Source organism: Paenibacillus athensensis (genome assembly GCF_004514475.2).
GTDB lineage: Bacteria > Bacillota > Bacilli > Paenibacillales > NBRC-103111 > Paenibacillus_AL > Paenibacillus_AL athensensis.
The window spans coordinates 44638-62993 of sequence record NZ_MYFO02000003.1 but is presented as its reverse complement, the minus strand read 5'-3'; the positions used below and the strand labels follow the sequence as shown (position 1 = coordinate 62993).

General features: G+C 53.1%; 16 protein-coding genes and 1 other RNA gene. 2 read left to right on the top strand and 15 right to left on the bottom strand.

Annotated elements, in window-relative coordinates; all coding sequences use genetic code 11:
- Positions 1–26 precede the first annotated feature (26 nt).
- A complete protein-coding gene (locus B5M42_RS06805) occupies positions 27–3077 on the bottom strand; it encodes a hybrid sensor histidine kinase/response regulator (RefSeq protein WP_134753878.1) in 3051 nt (1016 codons plus the stop codon).
- 203 nt (positions 3078–3280) lie between these two features.
- Here B5M42_RS06805 and B5M42_RS06800 point away from each other — a divergent pair, with 203 nt between their 5' ends.
- A complete protein-coding gene (locus tag B5M42_RS06800) occupies positions 3281–4045 on the top strand; it encodes a YheC/YheD family protein (RefSeq protein WP_134753876.1) in 765 nt (254 codons plus the stop codon).
- Positions 4046–4081: 36 nt separating this feature from the next.
- On the opposite strand, the gene B5M42_RS06795 is transcribed toward B5M42_RS06800, so the two are convergent.
- The 5 genes from B5M42_RS06795 to B5M42_RS06775 all read right to left on the bottom strand — a co-directional run bounded on the left by B5M42_RS06795 (position 4082) and on the right by B5M42_RS06775 (position 8296).
- Positions 4082–4477 (bottom strand): type II toxin-antitoxin system death-on-curing family toxin, encoded by a 396-nt coding sequence (locus B5M42_RS06795; protein ID WP_134753874.1) that lies wholly within the window; start codon positions 4475–4477, stop codon positions 4082–4084.
- 1 nt (position 4478) lies between these two features.
- Positions 4479–4751: an AbrB/MazE/SpoVT family DNA-binding domain-containing protein gene (locus B5M42_RS06790; RefSeq protein WP_329959263.1), complete on the bottom strand. Its 273-nt coding sequence runs from the start codon at positions 4749–4751 to the stop codon at positions 4479–4481.
- 175 nt (positions 4752–4926) lie between these two features.
- Positions 4927–5421 (bottom strand): hypothetical protein, encoded by a 495-nt coding sequence (locus B5M42_RS06785; protein WP_230632771.1) that lies wholly within the window; start codon positions 5419–5421, stop codon positions 4927–4929.
- Between the two features lie 184 nt (positions 5422–5605).
- Positions 5606–6121 (bottom strand): hypothetical protein, encoded by a 516-nt coding sequence (locus B5M42_RS06780; RefSeq protein ID WP_134753870.1) that lies wholly within the window; start codon positions 6119–6121, stop codon positions 5606–5608.
- Positions 6122–6157: 36 nt separating this feature from the next.
- Positions 6158–8296: an ABC transporter transmembrane domain-containing protein gene (locus B5M42_RS06775; RefSeq protein ID WP_230632799.1), complete on the bottom strand. Its 2139-nt coding sequence runs from the start codon at positions 8294–8296 to the stop codon at positions 6158–6160.
- Between the two features lie 239 nt (positions 8297–8535).
- Here B5M42_RS06775 and B5M42_RS06770 point away from each other — a divergent pair, with 239 nt between their 5' ends.
- Positions 8536–8796: a hypothetical protein gene (locus tag B5M42_RS06770; RefSeq protein WP_134753865.1), complete on the top strand. Its 261-nt coding sequence runs from the start codon at positions 8536–8538 to the stop codon at positions 8794–8796.
- Positions 8797–8963: 167 nt separating this feature from the next.
- Here the strand turns inward: B5M42_RS06770 and B5M42_RS06765 are convergent, their stop codons facing one another.
- The 9 genes from B5M42_RS06765 to eno all read right to left on the bottom strand — a co-directional run bounded on the left by B5M42_RS06765 (position 8964) and on the right by eno (position 18348).
- Positions 8964–9347, bottom strand: coding sequence for a retropepsin-like aspartic protease (locus B5M42_RS06765; protein ID WP_134753863.1), 384 nt, complete (start codon positions 9345–9347; stop codon positions 8964–8966).
- Positions 9344–9601, bottom strand: a complete 258-nt coding sequence (locus B5M42_RS06760) for a hypothetical protein (RefSeq protein ID WP_134753861.1) — start codon at positions 9599–9601, stop codon at positions 9344–9346. Before B5M42_RS06760 ends, B5M42_RS06765 begins: the two co-directional genes overlap by 4 nt.
- Positions 9602–9853: 252 nt before the next feature.
- Positions 9854–10615: a DUF4230 domain-containing protein gene (locus B5M42_RS06755; protein ID WP_230632769.1), complete on the bottom strand. Its 762-nt coding sequence runs from the start codon at positions 10613–10615 to the stop codon at positions 9854–9856.
- Positions 10616–10967: 352 nt separating this feature from the next.
- Positions 10968–11331, bottom strand: a transfer-messenger RNA (tmRNA) gene (gene ssrA / locus B5M42_RS06750).
- 350 nt (positions 11332–11681) lie between these two features.
- The gene (gene smpB, locus B5M42_RS06745) at positions 11682–12164 is read right to left on the bottom strand and encodes an SsrA-binding protein SmpB (RefSeq protein ID WP_134753859.1); all 483 of its coding nucleotides are present in this window, start codon (positions 12162–12164) and stop codon (positions 11682–11684) included.
- 383 nt (positions 12165–12547) lie between these two features.
- The gene (gene rnr, locus B5M42_RS06740) at positions 12548–15694 is read right to left on the bottom strand and encodes a ribonuclease R (RefSeq protein ID WP_134753857.1); all 3147 of its coding nucleotides are present in this window, start codon (positions 15692–15694) and stop codon (positions 12548–12550) included.
- 194 nt (positions 15695–15888) lie between these two features.
- Positions 15889–16125 (bottom strand): preprotein translocase subunit SecG, encoded by a 237-nt coding sequence (gene secG / locus B5M42_RS06735; RefSeq protein WP_134753855.1) that lies wholly within the window; start codon positions 16123–16125, stop codon positions 15889–15891.
- 166 nt (positions 16126–16291) lie between these two features.
- Entirely contained in the window at positions 16292–17002 is a 711-nt protein-coding gene (locus B5M42_RS06730; RefSeq protein ID WP_134753853.1) for a M50 family metallopeptidase, read from the bottom strand.
- 53 nt (positions 17003–17055) lie between these two features.
- The gene (eno, locus tag B5M42_RS06725; protein WP_134753851.1) at positions 17056–18348 is read right to left on the bottom strand and encodes a phosphopyruvate hydratase; all 1293 of its coding nucleotides are present in this window, start codon (positions 18346–18348) and stop codon (positions 17056–17058) included.
- Positions 18349–18356: the final 8 nt, after the last annotated feature.

Sequence of the window (18356 nt, the reverse complement as noted above, 5' to 3'; positions counted from 1 at the left end):
ATAAGCACTTCAGCGTTGTCCATCAATTACTTCGGTATACGAAAAGATACGGTCGTCCCCTGGTCCGGGACGCTTTGAATCCGCAGCCCGCTGCCAAACAACTGCTTCAGACGACGGTCGGTATTGCGCAGGCCGATCCCTTGACCATTGCCCGGCGAAGCATGGAGCAGCGGCCACCATTGGCTTTCTTCCATCCCTACGCCATCATCGCAGATGGCGACCTCCGTGAAGGTATCTTGTTCATCGATGCGGATCGTAATGACGCCCCCGCGAATCCGTGTGACTAACCCGTGTCTGACCGCATTTTCCACCAAGGTCTGAATCGATAGCGGAGGCACGAGAACATCCCGCTTGGCATCGACCCTCCACTCCACCTGAAGGCGTTCGCCGAAGCGCTCTCTTTCTATATATAAATAACTGCGTACAAGCTCCAGCTCCTGCTCGATGGACACCACACTGTCGACATTCTGGAAATCAAAGCTGCTCCTCAGGTAATTGCTGAAATGCTCCAGCAAAATCTGCATACGGTCCGTATCCGTGTAGCCCAAGGTCGATATCGCATGAAGGACGTTAAATAAAAAATGCGGCTTGATCTGGGCCTGTAGCCATGCAGCTTCGATTTGCAGCCGCTGCTCGATCGACAGCGTCAGCTCCGTCCAAGCCCGCACCCGGGACTTCAGCTCAAGCGAGCCAACCGGCTTCGTCAAATAATCGTTAGCCCCTAACTGGAAGCCGGTCTGAATATCCTCCGGACTACTCCTCGCCGTTAACAGCAAGATGGGCAGCTCGGAGGACGTGTAGCGTTCCCGAACGATGCGCGTCAGCTCATATCCCGACATATTCGGCATCATGGCGTCCAGAATCAACAAATCGAATCGGGTTCCACTCAATTTCGCTAACGCCTCAACGCCGCTGATCGCCGTCGATACCTCATAGCTCGCAGATTCGAGAATATCCGTTAATACCTGCAAATTCACGCGATCATCGTCTACAGCCAGAATGCGCTGCCGCTGCAGCAAAGGAGCGCTGTCCTCCCCGCCTGCTGCGAAATCGTTCCTCGCCCTTTCGGCCAAAGCAACAGCCGCTTCCAGGTCGTGAACAAGCGGGACCGGCCCTGCATCCTCCTGCTTCTGCCCCTCCGCTAAAGGCAAGGTGAACGTAAAAACAGAACCTTCGCCCGGAGAGGAAACGGCCAGCAATTGTCCGCCCTGAAGCTCCACAAGCTGCTTGCATATACTCAACCCCAACCCGAAGCCGCCGTAAGCGGCATGCGTGTCGGCAGGTCCTTGCTCATAAGGAAGAAACGCTCTTCGCAGCGTCTCCTCCTCCATCCCGACGCCCGTATCCCTGACATGAACCCGGGCCATTCCATCCTTAACCTCTGCCTGAATATCAATGCTGCCTCGCTCCGTAAACTTGACCGCATTGTGAAGCAAATTAAACATAATTTGCGTGAGTCGATGCTCGTCGGCCCATACAGCAGGAAAATCGCCAGGTATGCCCATATGCAATGCAACCGCCTTGCCCTCCAGCAGGTACCTGATCATCTCAACGCTTCCGGCAGCTACGGCTTGAACCTTCACGGTGTCGATTTGCAGTTGGACCCTATGCTCCTTCAGACGCGCCATGTCCAATAAATCCTCTACCATCAAGGACATTCGCCGGGCTACATCGAGCTGTATGCCCAATTTCGTCCGATGAGCCTCGTGCACCGGGTACGTTTGATCATCCAGCATCGTCTGGGCAATGTTGAGAACGGCATGCAGCGGATTTCTCAGCTCATGGGACGTATTGGCCAGAAACTCATCCTTGGCCTGATTCGTCTGCTGCAGCTTCTCAGCCAACTCCTTCGTTTGGGTAACGGATCGTAAAAAACGCTTGAACCAGAAGGCAGCAAAAGCCAATACAGTGAAAATCAGATCAAACGGATAATGCATCAGCTCAAACGGAATAATTCGCGGGCCAAGCAACGTCCAGGCCACATTCGTGCCCAGGCTGACGCAGCTCAGCAGCAGAAAAATAGCGTCTTCCTGACCCTTCATGGCGGCGAAAAGAATCGAGCCCGAGATCACCACGGAGACAACAAGCACGGCAGCCAATAACGGGAGCACGGGCAGCGTGTATTCAGACGGGAAACAAAGGACAAAAGCGGCGTAAACACTGCAGAACACAGCAAAACCGCGAACCGCCCTGACACTTCCATAGTCCGGAAACATCTGCTTGAACAAAGGCGGCAGGAACGCCATCACGCCGATATAAGCAAGCAAGGAGATTTTGACGGTAATCTCAAAGGAAAGGGGAAGCAGAATAAAGAGCAACCGCTCGTCCACGGCAATCACACTGAACAAGCCGCAGAGAATCGTCAGGGCAAAATAGTTCAACCCCCTGTTCCCGGCGCCAAAGACATACAAAATGAGCGCATACAGCGCATGGACCAGCAACACGATGCTCAGCAGCAGCTGGAGCCCCATAGACAGGATCGTTCGCTCTTCAATCGCCTCTCGTGTTCCAAAACGGATGGACTTTGTCACACCCCCATCCCCGGCATGATTGGAAACCGTAATCCGGATGTCTACAAGGCTGCTCCCCTCAGGGATCAGGACCGTATACGGAATTCTTTGGGCCGTGTACGATTCCCGCTTCTCCGAAGGGATCCCGGCTCCCCCCGCCAGCTGGCCGTTGACGTAGATCGCCGAAGCATTTCTGATCTCATTTGTTCGCAAACTATATGTAGCCTCGTCATCCTCATTCAGCAGAATACGCAGCCGGTAGGTCCCATACCGAAATATCTGCTTATCCGAAAAATACGCATCCCACGCGCCCGGCACGGGAATGAAAGCGATCTTGGACGAAGCCCCCGCATCCTCCTCCGCATCCACAGCCGGCTTCAGCAGCTGGTAGGGATAAAATTCCCACTCCCCATCCAGCGTGATGGTACGGTCCTTGGGCATCGTCCAGCCGCGCAAATCCAGAACACCTTGCTGGGCCAGCGGATGCTTCAAGGGCACCTGCAGGTTGATCACAACTATACGCAATGCCGAAATCGCCATAATGAATAAGATAAGGATGGTGACCATCCTGGCCTTTTTGCGCAACGGATTTCCCTCAATTCTATAGCCACTCTAAATGCCTTGTGCAATTTAATTTCCAGTTTCTATTTTACATCGTATCCTTGGATAAATTCTAGACATTCGCTAGACGGGTCTCCAAGAATGCGGTCGCCTTCTTGAATACGATGCAAGGGAATGTACTCTCCAAAACGAAAAATGAGGTGCAAAACATGAAAATCGTTCGACGCCCACGAACATTGGGCAGCAAATGGAGCAAAACGAACCTCCTGCTGCGCAGCAAGGAAGTCAGACCTTTTGTCCCCGAAACGAAAATATTGTCCACCTCCCATCTTCTCACGATGCTGAATAAGCACAGGATGGTCTATGTCAAACCCATTCATGGAACTTCCGGGAATGGTGTAATCCGGGTGGAACGGAAACCCAACGGCAGCTTCGTCTACAAGGCTGGCCAAGCGCAGCGGACCTTTGGGACCTACAACGCCATGTATGCGGCATTAAGCAAATCGAAGCTAAAGCGAGCTTATTTGATTCAAAAAGGGATTCACCTGCTGACCCATCAAAAGCGGATTTTCGATATTCGGGTGATGGTCCAAAAAAACCTGCAAGAGAAGTGGGAAGTGACCGGCTATATCGGTCGCGTCGCTCATCCGAAGAAAATTGTGACAAACTTTCACAATAGCGGCAAGCCGCTCGCGCTTGAGCCACTGATCGGTACCTACTTGAATCCCACGAAAACTCGATCCTTTATCAACCAATTACAATCGCTCGGGCTGCGAATCGCCAAGCAATTCCAAAGCGTTCATCCGGGCTTTAAGGAAATTGGCGTCGACATTGGTGTGGATAAGCAATTCAAGCCGTGGATTATTGAGGTCAATACAGCCCCGGACCCCTTTATCTTCAATCAACTGACCAACAAGCAAATGTATCGAAAAGCCTTGCGACTCGCGCGACATCATGGGAGATTTGTGCGTTGACGGCTATAAACAGAGAGAGCTCGAAACCGAGCTCCCTCACCGTTTTTTCACAGAATGACTTTGTAATAGCTCGGCAATCGTCTCCAATGAATGCACACCTGTTGCAATATCCACAACGAACTCCACGGCATATTCGCGCTCCATTCTTACATGATAGCCGTTGAGCATCAAGAAGGACTTGGTGACCAAATATGCTGTTCTCTTATTTCCATTGTGGAAACAATGATTTTTCACCAGCGATTCCAGCAAAGCAGCTGCTTTGTCAAACAAATTCGGATAAGCGTCTGCTCCGAAAACCGTTTGTCGTGGGCGATGCACCGCAGAATCCAGCAGGCCGTGATCCTTCACACCCGCTTGTTCAGCATCGTTCATGCGTTTCATCATAAAATAGTGCGCAGCAATTACTTCTTCACGAGTCAGAAAGTTCGTCATTTCATCGATCCCTTAAATCTTCAAGAATTCCCTTATCTTCTTCAAACACATCAAAGAAAGCTTCCAACACTTCCGGACGAACGTGGTCGGGCAGGCTGGTGGGCCGTACTTTTTTTAACGTCACTTCTCCGGATTCATGAACGATAAATTCAATCTCATCACCTTGTGAAATTTGCAGCTGCGCAGCAAGGCTTTTGGGTAAACTTACACCCAAGCTATTGCCCATACGTCCAATTTTGCGGGAATAACGGTTGACATTCGCTGGATTCGTCAACTTGACCCCACCCTTCTTCAAGTTTTCTTATTTTATACTATGATTCATTATATCAAAAGTTATACCTTATAACAGTTATAACTTTGGGTTCCGGAGCATCGCCCTCCAGACAACAAAAAGACCCGATCCTCGGATCGGGCCTTGCGCTTTGTACAGGTGTGCCACCTCGCCTGCCTTATCGATGAAACCAACTCTCGAACCGACGGCTATACCTCTCCAGCTCAGGGAACGCCACCTGATAACAGGTGAGACCATTCACGGTAAAACGCTCCGAACCGGATAAGTCGCTGAATCGGGAGAAAAGCTGTTCCGGCTCCCTTTGGGCCTCGGATGCCCAGAACTGAACCCGCTCAATCTCCGCGTTGCCGCTTTTCATCTCGCCAATCAGCACCAGCAGCGCCTGCATAAACAACGACGTCTGCCGAACCTCCGGCTGCAGATAAACAACCTCGACTTGGCAAACCTGACGATCCTCATAGCCGTTTGGACCTGTCCCGTACACGAAACCGGCCGCCCCGACAATCTCGTAGGTATCCTCCGAAAAGATCAATACCGCCTTGCCAAACATAAGCGGACTGCAGAGGAACCCCAGCTTCACCGAAAACGGATACGGCAAATTCAGCTCATCGTGATGCTGGAGCAAAAAGCGGACATACGCCTCGTGGTCCATTTCCATGACACAAGGTCGAAATATATAGGACATTACTTGGCTTGTGGTTGTACCCGTAACGTATCGTTCACGATAATGAATTTGCCAAAGCCGCTTCCTTTTTTGACATCCTTGACGCTTGGTGGAATGATGACCATGTGTGTATCCCCCTTTTTCGTATGAAAAAATATGTTAGTAAGTTCTATTATACTAAACGGGGCTCATTTAAGGTAGCCCGTAAATTGTGAATTTTCACACTAAACACCGTCTCTTTTCCAAACGGCCCCTCACGGGTACTGCTAATCTTGGAAAATTTAGCGTAAAGCCTGCATAAGTAGGTATTTTCCGCAAAAGCAATGAATCGCAGTTCCTGCACGTCCGGATGCGCCTCGATGATGGCGTCCACCATGTAGCGAAGCCCGCGGATAAAAATTCGCGTCCCCCGATAAGCCTGCCCCAGAATGGCAGCGTCTACGAAAGCGACCTCCTTATTTTTAAATTCCTGTTCAGGCGTTCCGTGATAATAGGCGATGATGCCTACCACCTGATCCTCGTCATCGGCCAAATACAGCAAATGACCATGCGTCATATAAGACACCAGCTGCGAGACCATATCCAACGTACCCAAAGCAGCATGCATCTCACGCTTGTTCGCCAGCGCAAATAAACTCACCTTGGCAAGCTCCTCGTCATTTGCGCAGCGTCTGAAAAAAATCGTCATCCCGGTCCTCTCCCCTTCCTGTCAGCCTTGCTACGCTCACATACGCTGCTTCAGTGTTTGTTCCAGATGAGCCAGAATGTGCGGATGCTCGTCCATCAATTGACGAAAAGCCTCGCGCCGAATGGACAGGAGCACGGAAGGAATCAGCGCCCGAACCGTCGCTGTCCGCGAAATATTTTTCAGCAAAGCAATTTCACCGAAGTGGTCGCCATCCTGCAGAACGGCTACTCTCGTCTGGCTGTCGTCGGCCTGCTGCTTGAGGACCTCAAACTTGCCCCGAACGATGATATAGCACTTATTCCCCTCTTCACCTTCACGCACGATGACCTGATCTTCCTGACAAGCCTCAGTGGCAAACAGCTTCGCCACATCTTTAAGCAACGCGGGATCGATTCCCCCGAAAAAAGGCAGCTTGGCCAACCGCTCCGCATCCACCGTTGCGTGCTGACCGTCGCGGGAAAGATGCATGCCGCTTTGCTTCTCCCACAGGCTGCTATACAGCCCGTTGCGCCTCAAAAGCTCCTCATGAGTGCCGGACTCGACGATGCGCCCCCCTTGAAACACGTGGATTTGATCCGCATGTACGGCAGAGGCCAGCCGATGCGTGACCGATATCATCGTTTTACTTCCGCGAAGCCTTTGGAGAAATTGGTTGATTTCGGCCTCCGAAACCGGGTCCAGCGCCGACGTCACCTCATCCAGCAGCAGCAGCTCCGGCTTGCGCAGCAGCGCCCGCGCCAGCGAGAGACGCTGTCGTTCTCCACCGGATAACGTCGCTCCTCCCTGCCGCACCCGGGTGTCGTATCCGTCAGGCCAGCTTTCGATAATATGATGCATGTTCGCCTGCTTGGCCGCCTCGGCCATCATCTCTTCCGTAACCCCGCTGCCGGCCAGCAGCAGATTTTCGCGAATCGTAGTGTTAAACAAAAACGTATCCTGAGTCACCAACGTGCTCAGCTTGCGCAGAGAAGCCTCACTGACCGTCCGCAGATCATAACCGTCGATCGACACCGTCCCCGATCTTGGATCATAAAAGCGGGAAATCAACTGCAGCGCCGTACTCTTGCCCGAGCCGCTCAGTCCGACAAAAGCCACATAGCTTCCCGGCGTTATCTCCAGACTGACCTCACGCAGCTGTTCCGTCTCCTCGGTATAGCCGAACGTAACCCGCTCCAGCCGGATCGACGGCAGCGAAGCCGCAAGCTCTACAGGCGCCGCCGCTTCCGTCACCTCGGGCTGCTGCTCCATAATTTCGCCAACCCGCTGAAAGCTAATGCCCGAATCAATCAGACTCGGCATCAGGAACGAGACATTCGAAGCCGCCTGCCCTACCGTCAGCACCAACGTAAAAAAAGCCATGAACCCGCCAATCGTCATCTCATCGCGAAAAATCAAATACCCGCCGAAGCCGATCATCGCACCATTGAGCAGCAGCAGCGCCGTCAACGGTAGCCGCTCCATCCAGGCGTTCGTCATATGCAGCTTGAAGCCAAACGAAAACAGCTCGCGTATGCGCATCCCCGCAAGCTCCTTGAACCTGCCCTGTTGGTGCAGGTTTTTGATCGTCTGGTGCCCTTTGACCATCTCATCGACCGTATTCGAAAAGCGCTCCTGCGCCGCTTTATAGTCCATATTCGCAGCCTCCGCGCGGCCTTGCAGCAGCTTCGGGCCGATAAACATCAGCGTCGAACCGACCAGCATCACCAGCGTAAGCTTCCATTCAATCGCAAACAGCATACACAGCCCGAGCACAATATTCAAACTCGCCTTCAAAAACGCAGGCAGCGAGCCGCGAATCACCCGCTCCATCACATCCATATCCGAAATAAACCGCGTCACCAGATCGCCCACCTGGAACCGTTGATAAAAAGGCAGCGATTGCTTCTGCACATGGTTTAGCAAATCCGTCCGCTGCTGGCGAATCACTTCGCCGCTCAGCTTCCCCAATGAAGAATCGCCAAAAATACTCGCCACCACATTCAGCAAACCACAGCCCAACAACAGGCCCATAATGATCACAAAAGCCTTCACATCCTTGGGCATAAACGCTTGATCGATCAAATATTGCAAACTAACAGGCGCCGCCACCGCATAGGCCACCTCGACCAACAAGCTAAGCACAAACACAGCGGACAACCATTTATACCGAGTCAAAGCGCGCAGCACCGTTGTCATAAAATCCACTAGAATCCCCGCCTCTCCCTACTCCTAGATTACTGTAGTTTGCCGGGGCTGTAAACGCGGAAAAGGAGCCTGCCGGTGGGTGACGGGGAGAGTCGCCCCCTGTCCGAAATAGTTGCACAGGCATCTACGGGGTAATCGCAGCTTTCTTGTTTGCAACCGATTAAATTGCTTGGTTAAACAACCCGCGGTTGTATATAATGTAAATGAGGGACTTGAAGGAGGGAAAATTCATGCGAAAATTAACACTTCAAGACATCAAATCCAAATCACAAAAGACTAATGGTGAGATAAACCGTGCTGTTGTGGCTTTTCGAGAAAAAACAAAAGACCAAGGCTGGGATATGTCACGTATCCGACCTCGATCGAACGATGAAATCAAAGCTTTGAACTATATCGCCCGTACTACCCTGAGAAATGGATTAAAAACAGGCAGTATCCAATACGACAATGAAAGACGGGTGCTGGTTGTTGATAGATATACAAAAGGCTAAGCAAGCTCTTGAGTAACTTCATAATTTCTGAATTGAATACAAATGAAAAATGCACAGACCGCGAATAGGCCCGTGCATTTTTTTATTTTGTGGAGATGAGGGTAGGCTTGGCAAATTCACAATTCGCCGCCGTTAGATATTGAAATTATTTAGGAAGGTGGCGTAACCTAATCTTTAGCCAGCACGGTTAATTCCCTCGAATCGATCACCAGTCCAGATGAACGGATGAAATCAAACCCTAGTATACCGTCTATCTCCATGCCGTAATTCATGTCTCCGATTTCTACCTCAAACGCTGACAGCGAAACTTCTCCCGCCTTAACAAAATCAAAATGTTTGGAATAAACAACCTCTACTCCACCCACGCCTCTGATCTTGTTTAAAAAATCCCCAGGCTCAATTTTAACTCCAACTGCGTCCACTGCATCCGCACTGAAAATGGTTCCCGCCGAACCCGTATCGAGCAATACATTTTTCAAGAGTAGTTCTTCACCGCGATAACAAATTGTTACTTCAATAAAGGGTAATCCATACTTTAAATCTATGTTCATCTGGGTCCCCGTACCCCCGCCCATTTCTCTCGAAGCTCCAGTTTCTCGCGGGATGTGTGAAAAAAACCGTATTCCCGATAAGGCTGCTCCCGATGCAATTCATAATATCTCTTCATGGCAACAGCGGAATCGTCAAAGCGATCAATGACAGCCACTTCATCAACGAGCCAGTATCCGTCCTCCGAGCGGGACTTTAATGCCTCACAAACAACCCATTCATTTGGAAACTGTTCACGAACTTCTTCCCATCTCATCTTTGCCACCTCCCGATTATATTACCCTCATTATAACATAAAAGCCTAACCCAAAATGATGTGGTTAGGCTTAGTAATCATGATGAACCCATTCCCAGCATTAACTATTATGGGTTTGTATAGACAAGGGTTCGATTTTCCGAGCGGCGGCTTGGTAATCCACAATTCGCCAAGTAATAATTCAGATGTTCGGGAAGGTAGCATAAATTACAGAACATGCCTAATCACAAGTAGAATGGGCAAGCCGTCCCGTTAATTAAAAGTGACATTCACCGTATAACCAATGTTCTTAAAAAATTCCTTTAACACTTTTTCAGCATTCTTCTCTGCAGTATCTAATAAACCGAAAGAAATAGCCTCTTTACGAATTTGCTCTTGTGCCTCAGCGGCCTTTTTAAACCCCTCATTCATTTTAATATCGGAACGGAAAATCCCACCATTGTCTATGGCTTGTATTTTATCCATCTGTAAGGACGGCTCCTGAATGAGCTTTGCATGAGGAAGGGTAATATCTATGTGTTTTGTTTCTTCATTAATAACCAAATCCTCAGAAGTAATTCCTTTCAAATCAACACCAGCAATAACCGTCCCAGGTACAACTACTAGGAGTTCTCTCTTCGTTCCTGGAAAATTAATCGAGATATCTTTCCCGAAAATCTTATTATCCTCTTCGTATATAACCGCTTTCATATGAGCTTCAGCTGTTGCCAATGTGGCAAGCTCTTGGACATGTTCAACAAACGTGACAGACTCATGTTTGAAGGTACTGCTCACAAATAGCCAAATGACGCCTGAAGTGATAACTAAAAAAGCCAGAATGGCCAAAATAATCTTCACTCCAGCGGCTTTTAAAAACTTAAATATTCCTTTCGGTGGAGATAACGACCTTGCGTTATAACCTACTGCGATCGTTGCCGCACTTTGCATTTGAGCTTCCTTTAATTCTATTAACAGTCTTTCGAGCTGGGCTATTTTTTCATCTTTTTCTTCGATGTTTCCTCTATTTGCGTCCATTTTTTCACCGTCCGTTTTAGTATTACACTGAGTATCCTTTTAAACTCCTAACCAAATTTAGGAGCCACATTCTCATTTTTCGCGTTTACAAAAAACACTAGTACAAGTGGACTATTTCGATACCAATCTACAGATTCCTCCATTGGCACTGCTAGTTAAGTTTCTATACCTGGACCGTGCGCCCAAACGAAGGTATGAAAATGACTCAATACCAGAATACTATATGGCCAAGTTACTAGAGTCTGTGCTGAATCCAGTGCTGGGGGCGCATCATGTCCATGTACATTATCGATAAAAAAGAAAAAAGAGCCCTTTAGTGGAAAGGCTCCTTTTTCATTATTGTGGATTTGGCATATGGAGGCGAGGGGAGTCGAACCCCTGTCCGAAAATATCGCCACACAGGCATCTACGGGTGTAGTCACAGTTTTGATGTCACCCGAGCAGCGCCCCGTAACCGGCTCTGCGTTGGGTCAGCCTGATTATCTTCTTCCGTCGACCCCAGGCGGAGACCAAACGTCGTATCCCACTAAGGTTGGGCCCCTATCCCGGCACATGGGCGATACAGGGTAGGAGCTAGCTCACAGGTTATTAAGCTGCGAAAGCTAAGTTGTTGTTTTGTTTGCCAGTTAATTGGCTTTAGCGTTGATAAAGCGGACGCGTCCCCACTACCCGCAACCCGCGCTCGAACTATTCCCGTCGAATCCAAAAACGCCCCCGAATTACCTATCTCCACCCGTCACGGACGAAGAAAGGAAAAGGTGATGTCGGATCAGACCGGCCGCTTGAGGCGAGTCAAATCATCGTACATCGGTGCTGCTCATTTAGTATAACACATCCGCGGTCAAAAGAAAGCGGCCGGTTCGTGGAAACGCAGGCGCTGCCTGCCACCTCTGCCATCGCAGCAGCTTCGCCCTACAGGTTGCCTTGTTACAAGGCAACCTCTACTTCGCTACAGTTGCCTTACCGCCGGTTCGGCCCGTGTTATCCATCAGCCCATCCGGGCTTTTCCGAATAACAGCTACCGCACAACATCTAACCGTATCCCACTAGCCTATTCGCTAGAATACTACCGGGCCACCTTCTGCTTCTCACGCAGCGCCCGCTGAATATCACGCTGCGCGTCGCGCTTGGCGGCGGTTTCGCGTTTGTCGTATTGCTTCTTGCCCTTGCCCAGCCCCAAAAGCAGCTTCGCATAGCCGTTGCGGATATAAACCTTCAGCGGCACCAGCGTGTAGCCCTCCTGCTTGGACTGACCGAGCAGCTTGTGAATCTCGGCCTTCTTCAATAGGAGCTTTCGCGCCCGCGTCGGATCGCTCGGGTTACTGCGATTGCCCTGCTCAAAAGGGCTGATGTGCATGTTGTGAACGAACGCTTCGCCATTACGGATGGTCGAAAAGCTATCCGACAGATTCGCGCGGCCCCCGCGCAGAGACTTGATCTCGGTACCCGTGAGCACAAGACCGCATTCATACGTATCTTCGATAAAATAGTCATGCGACGCCTTTTTGTTCTGCGCCAGCACTTTGCCATCGGCTTTCTTGGTCGCCACGCGAGACCCTCCCTCCGCCACGGAAACTGATTCTCGTTTCACGGTGTGGAACTAATTGTATCAACTTCGCCATGCAAAATCAAGAAATGGATCTCATGACCGAAACGGTTTTTCAGGCAAAAATGGAATGGGGGCAAATCACCCCCACCTGCCGGTCGCTGTACCGTCGACACCGTATGCCAACTGGCGCTTTCCGTATAAAAGGCATGAAGGCTCCAGCTTGCAAAAAAAAGCAAACACCGCGCGCCATACAACGCACGGTGCTACATACTCTAACAGCCGCCGTAAGGCTGGCACGGTGCTCCGGGAATCGCGCACGGTACTAGCCGCCCTTGGCAAAGCGCAGTCCCTCACCTCGGCGGACTACCGGCCCTCCGTGCGCGCTATTTCCGCCGCTTCTTGCCGCCTCCGCCACCAGCGCCGCTACCGCTGCCGCCGCCGGAGCCGCTCCCGCCGCCACTGCTGCGGCGGCCGCCCTTGGCGAGCGCGTTCACGCCGCTCGCCCAATCCAACCCGCCGCCGCCCGACGACGCGCCGCGGCGGCCAGCCCCCGCTAGGACTTCGTTGCCTAGCGCAATAACCTCCCGGCGGCTCCGGCCCCCGCCCTTGCGGGCTCCGCCTTCGCCGCCGCCAGCCTCACGGCCGCCCGCACCGGCGGCCGACGAGCCCACGCCGGCTCCGACAACGTCGCCGGCTCCCGCAGCGCGCCGCTTCGCCCGGCGCGGCTCGCCCGCGGCGGCTCCGCCAGCCGCCGCCGCATCACGCGGCGCGCGCGCTTCCGCCGCGCCGCCAACGCCACCGGCCGCTCCACCGTCGCCGCCGCCCATCAGGGCCGCGTCACCGTGCGCGGCCCCACCGCCCGCGCCGCCTTTACCGCGGCGCTTGCGCTTGCGGCGGCCCGCGCCGCCTTCTCCGGCATCGCCTAATCTGCCTCCATGTCCGGCATCGCCTACTCTGCCTCCATGTTCGGCATCGCCCGCTCTGCCGCCGTGCCGGGCCTCGCCCGACGCGTCCCGGCCATGCAGCGCCTCGCTGGCTCCCGCAGCGCGCCCACGGCCTGCACGCCCGGTCGCCTCTCCGCGCTCGGCTGCACCTGCAACCAGCCCGCCGCGCCCGGCCCCTGCGACCGCTTCACCGGCGCTCGGCGCTCCTTCATGGCCGCCGCGACGGCCCTTCTTGCCGCCCGCAGCTTCGCCCGGTCCGGCCGCTATAGCGCCGCCGCCCAGCCGTATGCCGCCGGCCGCCTTACCGCGCCGCTTTTTGCCTCCGCGTCCGTCGCCAACCCTGCTGCCACGGGCATCGCCGCCTTTACCGCCGCGGCGATCACCCGGCCGGCCGCCTCCTCCGCCCTTGCCTCCGCGCGGGAACGGCTTGCCACCGGCGCGCGGCTTCATATCGACCATCTCGAAGTCGATCGTCTGCTCCTCGGCGCTGACGCGCGACACGCGCACCTTAACCTCGTCGCCGATGCGGTAAATTTTCGACGTCCGTTCGCCGATCAGCGCATGCTGATTTTCATGATAATGATAATAGTCGTCGGTCATGTCGCCAAGACGGATCAGCCCTTCGACTGTGTTGTCCAGCTCGACGAAAATCCCGAAATTCGTCACGCCCGAAATCATGCCCTCGAACTCTTCGCCCACCTTGTCCAGCATGAACTCGGCTTTCTTCAGCGCGTCGGTTTCGCGCTCGGCTTCAACGGCCAGACGCTCGCGCTCCGAGGACTGACGGGCGATGTCGTCCATCCGTGACGCCAAATATTCCAGCCGCTGCTCGCTCAGCACGCCGCCGTTCTCCAGCACCTCGCGAATAACACGGTGAATGATCAGGTCGGGATAACGGCGAATCGGCGACGTAAAATGCGAATAGAATTCCGCAGCCAGACCAAAATGCCCCAGACTCTGCGCATCATAACGCGCCTGCTTCATCGAGCGCAGCATCACCTTGCTGATCACCGTCTCCTCCGGCGTGTCCTTGATCTGCTCCAGCAGCTCCTGCAGCGCGCGCGGATGAACCGTATTGCCCTTACCTTTGACGGCGTAACCGAAGTTCGTAATGAACTCCATGAAGTGAATCAGCTTTTCGGCATCGGGGTCCTCATGCACACGGTACAGGAACGGAACCTTGAGGAAATAAAAATGCTCGGCCACCGTCTCGTTCGCCGCCAGCATGAACTCCTCAATGATCATTTCGGCGATGGAGCGCTCGCGCTTGACGATATCAATTGGCTTGCCTTCGGGATTGACAATAATTTTCGCTTCATCAAAGTCAAAATCGATTGCGCCGCGCTTCATCCGCCGGCCGCGCAGCTTCATCGCCAGCTCTTCCATCAGCTTGAACTGGTCCAGCAAATAACCGTAGCGCTCCAGCAGCTCCGGCTCGACCTCTTCATCCCTAAGCAGCTTGCGGACGTTGGAATACGTCATGCGCTCGCTCGTGCGGATCACGCTGGTGAAAATATCGTGACGCACCACCTTGAGCTGCTCGTCAAACTCCATCTCGCACGACATCGTCAGCCGGTCGACGCGCGGATTCAGCGAGCAAATCCCGTTGGACAGCCGGTGCGGCAGCATCGGAATGACGCGATCGACCAAATACACCGACGTGCCGCGGTTGTAGGCTTCGCGGTCGAGCTCGGAGTTTTCGCGCACATAATAGCTCACATCGGCGATATGCACGCCAAGCACGTAGTGGCCGTTCTCCAACCGCTCCACGTGCACCGCATCGTCAAGGTCCTTGGCGTCTTCGCCGTCAATTGTAACGATCACCTTATCGCGCAGGTCGCGGCGGCCTTGGCCCCGCAGCTCTTCTTCGCTGATTGTCTCCGGCGCGTGCTCGGCTTCCTCCGTTACGGCCTCCGGGAACGCTTCCGGCAGCTGGAATTTGCGGATGATCGACAAAATATCGACGCCCGGCTCGTCTTTGTGACCGAGCACCTCGATCACTTCGCCTTCCGCCGCTGCGCGACCTTCGGGATAATGCACAATATGCACAACGACCTTTTGGCCCGTTTGCGCGCCCATAAACGCATGCTTGGGAATAAAAATATCGCGGTTCATCCGCTTGTCGTCCGGCACAACAAAACCAAAGCCGTCCTGGCTCTGGAATGTACCGACGATTTGCGTGTTGGCGCGGGTAATAATCTGCGCAACCTCGCCTTCGAGACGACCGCCCGCTTGTCCCTTGCTCGTAATTTTGACCAGCACGATGTCGCCGTTCATAGCCGTGTTCATATCGTGCTGATTGATATACACGTCGGCGTGATTTTTATCGTCAGGGATCAGGAAGCCAAAGCCCTTGGCGTGCGCCTGGAGCTTGCCGCGCAGCAGGTTCGACCGCTCCGGTACGCCGTAACGGTCGCTTTTTCCCCGTATAAGATGGCCGCTTTGCTCCAATTCGTTGAGCAGCTTGACCAGCTCTTTAAATTCAGCCGCGTCGCTGATGCCATAATGCTTCTCCAGCTCCTGATACGTCATCGGCTTGTATGCAGGATCGCGCATAAAGCTCAAAATATCGTGTTCCGTTATCATGCTCTCATCACCTTCTTGTCGATTCTCACGGATGGTCTCGCTTGCAAAATGCCGCTTGTCTATTCTTACTCCGTATATCGGATTTTTGAAACGGATAAACGGCTTGGCCACTGTCAACCTGTAAAATTTGCCAGAACCATAAAAGAAAAAAACAGCAGGAGTAGATTTCCCCTGCTGTTATCGTTTTATGTGTGTTAGCCCTTCACGACATACGCGACAACGATCGCGAGAATGAAGAATGCAGCGGCCAGACCCATAGTAAGACGGGACAGGAACAGCTCCAGTCCGCGTGCTTTTTGCTTCCCGAACAGATGCTCGGCTCCGCCGGAGATGGCGCCGGACAAACCTGCGCTTTTACCCTTTTGCAGCAGAACGATTGCGATTAATCCCAGAGAAGCTATAATTAACAAAATTTTCATTGCGATAACCATTATTCACACCCCGATTGCCTCATCTTTTGCCGACTCTTCAGCATGAGTATTCTATCATACTTTGTCCAAAAAAACAATCATGTTATGCGCTTTCATTGCTGATCTATAGCGGAACGGCCTGTTTGCAGCCGTATTGTTGTCCGTTTTAGTATGCGTCCGTTACAGCTCAGGAATACATCGAGCGGGATGATGCGGCTTTGCTTTTGCGTCCTTTCGGACCCAAAAACGCCTGTACTGCCTGCTTGGCACACCACAGCGCAAACACGGTAAACACCAGCGCCCAGACCAGCGCCGGAATGCCCGTCGCTTGAGCAAGGTTGGAGGCGTCCCCGGCCTGACTTGAATCCTGTACAGCATACAGCACCAGCGTGCCGGCGCCAAACACCGATTCCTCCAGGCACAAAAACGCGAGCAGCAAATAGTAATAATCGCCCAGCCATTTCCATCTCGAAGCCAGCAGCAGCATAACGACGGTAATGGCGATAAAACCGAGCAGCCACAGCACGCCGAAGCCGTTGCGGACGAACAGCACCAGCGACAGCAGCGCAAGTCCGGTCATCACCTGCAGACCCAGCTTTTGCTTGCCCTTCGCATACAACGAGAACAATAACCACGCAAACAGCGATGCGGTCATGTAGCCGGCCAGCGAGACGGGAATGCGCGCCCACCAGGCGTTGGCGATCAGCGAATGCGTAACCCCGCTGTGATCAGCGTACAGCTCAATCGACATCACCTTGCCCGACAAAATCAACGTCACCACCGCATGACCGAACTCATGCACCATCGTATCGAGATTGCGAAAAAAAGAAGAGGGAATCAGATGCGTAAGCAGCGCTGAGCCCACCAAAAACAAAATTGTTTTCACCCAGCTGCCCACGATCCGATCCCCACTTTCTCAAGGCGTTAATCCATTATAGCTCAGACCTAAGCTTATTTGAAGTTTTTCAGGTTGTAGAATGCTTTTTTGCCTGCGTATTGAGCTACGGAGCCGAGTTGGTCTTCGATGCGCAGCAATTGGTTGTATTTCGCAACGCGGTCTGTACGGGAAGGCGCGCCTGTTTTGATTTGGCCAGCGTTCGTTGCAGCGGCGATGTCAGCAATCGTGCTGTCTTCGCTTTCGCCGGAACGGTGGGAAATCACGGCCGTGTAACCGGCGCGTTTCGCCATTTCGATAGCGTCGAACGTTTCCGTCAGCGTACCGATTTGGTTCACTTTTACGAGGATCGAGTTGGCGATATCTTGCTCGATGCCTGTGGACAGACGGGATGTGTTGGTTACGAACAGGTCGTCGCCGACGAGCTGAACTTTGCCGCCCAATTTCTCAGTCAGCAGCTTCCAGCCTTCCCAATCGTCTTCGGAGCAGCCGTCTTCGATGGTGATGATCGGGTATTTGTCGACCCAAGCAGCCAGGAAGTCTACGAACTCGGCAGGCGTGTAGGATTTGCCTTCGCCTTCGAGGTGGTATTTGCCGTCTTTAAAGAACTCGGTGGAAGCTACGTCCATGCCGAGGAATACGTCTTCGCCCGGTTTGTAGCCGGCTTTTTCAATTGCTGTGATGATCGTCGACAGCGCTTCTTCGTTGGAAGCGAAGTTCGGAGCAAAGCCGCCTTCGTCGCCTACAGCTGTGTTCAGGCCTTTGTCCTTCAGAACGGATTTCAGGCTGTGGAAAATTTCCGCGCCGATGCGCAGCGCTTCTTTGAAGGTTGGCGCGCCAACAGGCAGAACCATGAACTCTTGCACGTCAACGTTGTTGTCGGCATGCGCGCCGCCGTTGATGATGTTCATCATTGGTACTGGCAGCGTTTTGGCGTTGAAGCCGCCCAGGTAGGTGTACAGCGGTACGTCCAGCGCGTCGGCTGCTGCGCGGGCAACGGCCATCGAAACGGCGAGGATCGCGTTAGCGCCCAGCTTCGCTTTGTTCGGCGTGCCGTCCAGCTCGATCATTTTGTTGTCGATCAGCACTTGGTCCAGTGCATCCAGACCGATCAGCTCAGGCGCGATGATTTCATTGACGTTGTCAACGGCTTTGATAACGCCTTTGCCCAGGTAACGGCCTTTGTCGCCGTCGCGAAGCTCAACAGCTTCGTAAGCGCCTGTGGAAGCGCCGGATGGTACGATGGCGCGGCCTTTCGCGCCGGATTCCAGATAAACTTCAACCTCAACGGTCGGGTTGCCGCGGGAGTCGAGGACCTCGCGTGCGTAAACGTCGGAAATGATTGTCATCGTTTGTA